General features: G+C 52.3%; 3 protein-coding genes. All 3 read right to left on the bottom strand.

Annotated elements, in window-relative coordinates; all coding sequences use genetic code 11:
- Positions 1-205: 205 nt before the first annotated feature.
- The 3 genes from HLG76_RS14460 to HLG76_RS14470 all read right to left on the bottom strand — a co-directional run bounded on the left by HLG76_RS14460 (position 206) and on the right by HLG76_RS14470 (position 6,742).
- Positions 206-2,926: an SLBB domain-containing protein gene (locus HLG76_RS14460; RefSeq protein ID WP_254877711.1), complete on the bottom strand. Its 2,721-nt coding sequence runs from the start codon at positions 2,924-2,926 to the stop codon at positions 206-208.
- Between the two features lie 84 nt (positions 2,927-3,010).
- Positions 3,011-4,351 carry a capsule assembly Wzi family protein gene (locus HLG76_RS14465; protein ID WP_175993915.1) on the bottom strand — a complete coding sequence of 447 codons (1,341 nt, stop codon included), beginning with the start codon at positions 4,349-4,351 and terminating at the stop codon, positions 3,011-3,013.
- Between the two features lie 1,023 nt (positions 4,352-5,374).
- A complete protein-coding gene (locus HLG76_RS14470; RefSeq protein ID WP_175993916.1) occupies positions 5,375-6,742 on the bottom strand; it encodes an MBL fold metallo-hydrolase RNA specificity domain-containing protein in 1,368 nt (455 codons plus the stop codon).
- Positions 6,743-6,915 lie beyond the last annotated feature (173 nt).

The raw sequence follows: 6,915 nt of genomic DNA on the forward strand, positions 1-6,915 counted from the left end.
ACTAGAGACTAGAGACTAGAGACTAGAGACTAGAGACTATTTTATGAGCCGCTTTAAGCTTTTCCTAGTCTCTAGTTTCTAGAAGCGAAGCGTCTAGTCTCTCTCTCGTTTCTAGTTTCTAGAAGCGAAGCGTCTAGTCTCTCTCTCGTTTCTAGTTTCTAGAAGCGAAGCGTCTAGTCTCTATTCGTGGCTCCTCTTCCCCTCTTTAATCCTTAACCGCTTTCCATGCTACACCCATTTGGTAGAGGATTTGGGTGGCGGTGGAGGCGGTGCTTAGGCCGTCTAGGTAGTCCGTGTCGATTGGGACGATGATGGTGTCGCCGGGTTCGAGTCGTTTTTGACTACGGCTGAACCAGAAGCTGTTGTTGGGCATCATTACTGAGCCGTCGGCGCGGACGACGTAGATGCGGTCGGTGTCGGCTTGTTGCTTGGTGCCACCGGCGGATTCGATGTAGTCGCTGACGGTCATGCCCGGTTCAAACAGTTGGTTTGAGGTGAATTGCACTTCGCCCATAATGCTGACCACCGGGTTTTTCGGTGGTACGTAGAGCTTATCGCCGTTTTCGATCATGATGTTGGCAACGTCGTCCCCTTTAAGTGCGCGAGGCAGTGAGATCACCATGCGGCCAACGGCTTCGGCGTTTTGTAGCTCTTCTGCTAATGATAGGGCTTCTGACGGGCTGGTGGTATATTGGGCGCTGCTGGTTTGACGGCGTAGCGCCAGGCTGCTGATTTCTTGTTGCAGCTGACGATTGAGCATTTTTAAGCGCTCTTCTTCTTGGCGCTTGAGTCGCTCACGGCTAAATACCGCGCCTTTCGGGTAAGCGAATTCGGTTAAGCCGCCGGCGCGTTCAATCACGTCTTGAATGGTTTCGCCACGTTCAAAGGCATACACGCCAGGGAAGCGCACTTCGCCTTGTAATTCAATGGTGTTGTTTTTATGCCAGTTAGGCTTGGTTTTGATGTTAATCCGGTCTTGGCGATGAATAGCAAACTGCGGGCCCTCGCCTTTAATGGCTTTATTTAAATCCAGCGGATAATGACGCACGGTTAAACGGCCCTCCACCACTTGGCGGCGGGTGATTTCGGCTTGGCGCAAGTACGCGGCTTCGGTCAATCCGCCGGCGGCATCCAGCAATTGCTCAAACGAGGCATTGGCCGGTAATGGGTAAACACCCGGGTATTTTACCGCGCCGCCCAGCTCCACAACCGCGGCATTGTATTGATTGTTGGCTTGGTGTTTTAAGCGCTCAATAATCGGCTCAAGCTCTTGCTCGCGCAGTGAACGCTCGCCTTCGTCATCACGCTCTGCCAGTTTTTTCGCTAGTTTTGATTCGTTTTGCTTGGTTTGGCTTTGTACTTCTGCGCCGGTTTCTGCATCAATGTAACTACCGCCATTGCCCTTTCGGTTAAGGCGTGATTTATCCACTTTTGCCGATTGACGTTGATCCCAGTATTGGCTGTCGATGCCATTATTAAACACAAACACCTGGTCGCCTTGTTGCAAGCGCAAGTTATCTGACGAGCTGGGGTGGTCAATGGCTTGGCCCAGTTTAAATTGCAACACTTCAATATTGCGCTCAGCGTCGATTTCGCGCACTACCAGCGCATAATTGAGATCGGCGGTGGGTTTTAGATCACGTTGGGCATTGCTGACCAGATCGGCAATGGTCATCCCCGACTCAAAGTTGTAGGCCCCTTGGCGAACGACCTCACCACGGAGCACCACGGCGTTGTCGAGCGCGTCGTTACTTTGGGCTATTTTAATGTCATCGCCGTTTTTTACCGTAAAGGCTTGGCCTTTGCTGGTGCTCATATCGAGACTAAATTGCTGAATACCGGATTCGGTCACGCGTTTAACGCTAACGCTCGACAAATATCCTTCTGGTAGTGCGCCGCCTGCCATATTGATGGCGCTTGCAAGGGTGGTTGGGCCATTCAGCTCATATAACGCTGGGCGTAATACTTCTCCCTCAATGGCGACTTGGGCGCCACGCGCAGGCACAAACAAGGTGTCGCCTTTGAGTAAGCGCACATCGTTGCTGCTATCGCCGGCGAGGAGCAAGTCGTATAAATCTAAGGTTTCAATCACCTTGCCATTGCGCTTTAACTGAATATCACGCAATGAGCCACTGGTTTTGATCCCCCCACTGGCCAACAAGGCTTGGGTCACCGTGGTTAGGCCATTGACTGTGTAAGCGCCGGGTTGTTTCACATCGCCCGCAAGATATACCTGCATGGTACGCATGGCGCCGATATCGACGGTAACATCCACGCCAATCACGCGCTGCTCGAACATGGCTTTGATTTGTTCGCGCACTTTACCGAAGGTCTCGCCAGCGACTTGCATCGGGCCATATTTAGGGAAATGGATGTTGCCATCACGCTTGACGGTGAGATCGTATTGCTGGTTTTCTTTACCAAACACTTGAATATCGAGGGTATCACCTGGACCGATTTGATAATCGCTTGGCAGTGGTAAATCATCAACCGACGCCATGGAGGCGGGTTTGCCATCAAAAAAGGCATAACCGAAAGGTTTAAGTGTGTCGTCGTCTTGGCTTGAGGCCTTGCCGGGGTGGCGTATATTATCCGATTGGCTTTGCTCACCGCCGATGCGCTCGGGTGTTTCGGGGGTGGTATTCGCATCTTGCTGTTCGTTATCACTGCTGCTTGTCGATAAGCTATCAAGATCCACACCGTACTGGCGTGCAAGCTGCTCTTGTTGTGCGCGAGGCAGTTGCTTTAACTGTTGCAGCTGGCTGGCAGTTGGCGTGGCCGCCTCGGCGTGCGGCGCTGTTGTAAGCATCGCCGCGCCCAGTAACAGAGCAGGTGCACAGGACAATAGCGCGGGGGCACAACGGGTCAGGCCGCGCATGATAGTGGCGCCTAATGGCCGACCGGTTGAAGATGAAAGCGTTGACATAGTGAGCGTGTTCCGTACTTATTATTCGCAGTGATAGTTGATATCAGCCGTCGTTGTTATCAGTCATTGCAGGTTAAGCGGCGATTAAAACCGCATCTGATATTTGAGCCAAACACGTGTGTTGGCGTCTGCCACATTAGGCGCGTCGTCATCGGTTTGGCTGGCGCCTAGGGTGACCATGGCCGTTGCCACCGGCAGACGATAGCTGGCTTCAATTTCGTGCCAGTTGTGAGTGGCTTGTTCCCGATCCGCCAGCATTAATTTAACCGCATGATCGTTATTGAACTGGGTATACACCGCCACCGAACGACTGTTATCTAATCCATATGTGGTGCTGTTGCCACCAAGTTGATCGGAGGATAGCTGTTGGTCCACCGCTGGGGTATTCGCCAACGACGACTCAAAGCCATCGTGGGTGGTTTGCTGCTCAAGCACTAGACGCACGCTTTGTCGCGCGATCTCGGTTTGACCACTCCAGCCAATTAAGCTGGTTGCCAACTCTTGGCCTTGGTAGTTGCTGGCCAGTTCGGTATAGAGTGCGTGAGCAACCGGCCAATCAAAGGCGGGCAAGGCGAGTTTGGCATCCCATGCCCATTGTTCGCTGATTTGCCGCTCGCCGTTTGGATCTTGCCATTTTTGATAGCTGATCCCGTGTTGAAACTGGCGAATCGGCTGGCTGACCAAACGTGCTGCCCAGTGGGTGTCGTAACCGGTTTTGTCTGGTAATTGGTAGACGGTGTCGAGCGACCAGTACCCTAATACGGGAAGGTAATCACCTAGATAGCTGAGTGAGGCGCTGGGCGCGGGGGACGACTGATTGCCCCATATAAGATTGTGTTGCCAGCCTTGTCCCCACCAGCGGTCGATTTGGCCAAGCGTAAATAACCAACGGCCGTCGTTTAATGCTAAATAGGACCCCTGCCAGGTGTATTCTTTATCGCCATTCGCGTCTCGGCGGTATTGGTTAGCGACTTTAAAGGCAAAGCGGTTGCTCATGTATTGATACGCCGAGCCGATTAGCCATTCATGCCGCGGGGTATCACCGTAGTCCAGAGCGGTGGCCGGGTCATTGGCCCAATACAGGTCAAATTCAATCGGCGCACGATTAAATTTCGCGGCATGCGCGCGGTAGCGGACGTGATTGCGGGCGGTATTAAGCATGTTATCACGCGCCGTCATCCGTGCCGACTGGCCCGTGTTAGCGTGTTGACGTGGCGCTGTGTCATCGTAAAAGCTTGACCAGCGTAACGGGTAGTGGTTAATCGGCCCGTTGAGTTCACCGGCATCGGACAAGGCGGTAAGATCAGCGCGCAGAAAAGGGTCGTTGGCCTCAAGCCATGGCGACGCCGCCACCGGGGTGCTCATCAGCAGCACCAGCATCGCCAGGGTTTGACCGTAGCCAAGCTGAAGCGATGTAAAGTTCATCCGTTTTGAACATGTCATAAGTGATTTAACAACGCTGCAAATGTGAGAAGAAATGACTGTACGCGTCACGGGCTAGCCGTGCCATTTGGATACGCTACCGCCCGGAGGTGTCGCTCCCCTGTGCGCGGTGATTGGTTTGTTTTGTCCTATTTTTGACAATTTGAGTGACGCCTTTATGACACAAAACGCTATCCGTCTCGTGTATTTACACTCTGTGCAACGCACTGCTGTTGGCATCCAGTGTCGATTGGATACGCTACCGCCATGAGGTGTCGTTCCCCCTGTACGCATTTGCGGTTTGTGGCTGTCACTTTATTTATTCAGCACTGCCCGACACGGTAACACGCGTTTGCTTACTCGCTGCCCAGCGCAGTGCGTCAAATGTCTGACGTATTCTACATAGCTCAGCGGTCATTTAAAGTGAAAACCGATGAGAAATCACTTGATAAGATCAGTTTGACCGTTTTGTCGTCAACTCTGTCGGAAAAAGAAGGGATAGATCACGGAATGGGGGAAACTAGAGGCTAGAGACTAGAGGCTAGAGGCTAGGGAATACGGAATACGGAATACGGAATACGGAAAGAGCGTATCGTGCCAGCTCTGGTAGATAAAGTTCCTAGGGCCTAGGATCCTAGGAACTGCTTTACGCTCTTTTCGGTATTCTGTAAGCGAAGCGTTCTGTATTCAAAAATCTTGAATATCGCGTAGGTCGGTATAAGCGCCTTCTCGATCGTACAAGCTTGGTGTGATTTGCGCCGCGCGCCATCCGACATTGGCGGTCAAATATTGGCATTGATCGTGACAGGCGCCCAGGTGGCATAATGCATCATAGTTGACATGGTGCAGGGGCTTGTGTCACCTACGCCAATGGGATCATTTGACGGAATACGGAGCGCTGCGCTTACGGAGTACGGAAAGAGATAAGACGCTTCGCTTCTAGAAACTAGAAACTAGAGACTAGAGACTAGAGACTAGAGACTAGAGACTAGAGACTAGAGACTAGGAAAGGCAGCATCGGGGGGCTTACGGGTTACGGAGAAGAGCAGCTAGTTCCCGTTGGCTGTCCGGTTCGCCGTGAATCAAGTGGATTTGTTTTGGCGGCGGTTGGATGCCTTGCACGAATTTGACCAAGTCGTTTTGATCGGCGTGGGCGGAGTAACCGGAGATTGTGTGGATTTGGGCGTTGACGGTGACTGGCGTGTTGTCTATCCACACTTGTTTGTTGCCTTGCTGGATATCGCGGCCAAGGGTGTGTTGGGCTTGGTAGCCGGCAAAAATCACATCGGTGCGTTTGTCTTCAAGCAATGCGGCAAGGTAGTTCATAATGCGCCCGCCTTGGCACATACCGGAGGCGGCGACCACAATGGCCGGCTCGCCGCTTTGTTTTAGGCGATTCACCAACGCCATGTGTTGTCTGTGTTCATCAATGGTGATGCATTGCTCAAAGGCTAACGGATGGCGATGCTGTTTGAGCTTGGTTTTGGCCTCTTTGCTCCATAGCTTTTTAAACTGGCGATAGTGACGCGTCACCTTTTGCGCCATGGGCGAGTCGAGAATGACAGGAAGCGCCTCATCAAGCTGCTTTTGGTGGATAAGCTGCTCGATATCAAACAACAGCTCTTGGGTACGGCCGACACTGAACGCGGGGATCAAAATCGCGCCGCCGTCTTCTAGTGAGCGTTGAATGATCGCCTCAAGCCGCTGGGCGCGGGTGGCGACGGACTCATGGGTTTTATCGCCGTAGGTGGATTCTAAAAACAAAATATCGGCACGGCTTGGCGGTGTCGGATCGGGCAGCAGTGGCGTGTTACTAGGCCCTAAATCGCCGGAGAACACTACGCGCTGCGCGTCCGGCAGTTTTAACTCGACATAGGCCGAGCCCAAAATATGCCCAGCCGGTTGCAAGCGCAAATAGGTCGCCGGCTGCCCTTTTTGCTTGGGCTTTAGCCGGTGCCAGCTATTGTAAGGCAAGGTCACGGTTAACTGGCAAATGCGCTCAAGTACCCGCTGACGATCACCGTAATTCATGTTGAGTTGCAACTTTAAGGTGTCGTCAATCAATAGCGGCACCAACTCCGCGGTGGCTTCAGTGCAATAAATAGGGCCGTTAAAGCCCGCCGCCAGTAGCCAAGGCAGCAAACCACAGTGATCGATATGAGCATGAGTGAGGATCAGCGCATTAATACGTTTGCCATTTAAGCTCACCATCGCCTCTCGCGCTTCATCGCCTTGGTATTGGCCGCAGTCAATCAGCAAGCGTAAACCACTGGGTTTTATATCAACTTGGTGACAAGAGCCAGTTACGGTTTGATAGCCACCATGGTGAGTGACGGTGAGGGTGTCGGTATTGATTGAGGTTTTTAGTGAGGTGTTGGGTGAAGTGTTGGGCATGGTTACGTCCTAGGGAAAAGATTATGGAATACGGAATACGGAAAGAGACTAGACGCTTCGCTTCGAGAAACTAGAGACTAGGAAGAGCGTAGAGCGTAGAGCGGGCCCGAAGATGTTTTCTAGTCTCTAGTCTCTAGTCTCTAGTCTCTAGTCTCTAGTCTCTAGTCTCTAGT

Origin of the sequence: Salinivibrio sp. EAGSL (assembly GCF_013366455.1) — a bacterium.
GTDB lineage: Bacteria > Pseudomonadota > Gammaproteobacteria > Enterobacterales > Vibrionaceae > Salinivibrio > Salinivibrio costicola.

Coding starts and splice junctions, on each gene's coding strand:
- HLG76_RS14460 (WP_254877711.1), bottom strand. CDS start 2,926: ATGTCAACGCTTTCATCTTCAACCGGTCGGCCATTAGGCGCCACTATC.
- HLG76_RS14465 (WP_175993915.1), bottom strand. CDS start 4,351: ATGAACTTTACATCGCTTCAGCTTGGCTACGGTCAAACCCTGGCGATG.
- HLG76_RS14470 (WP_175993916.1), bottom strand. CDS start 6,742: ATGCCCAACACTTCACCCAACACCTCACTAAAAACCTCAATCAATACC.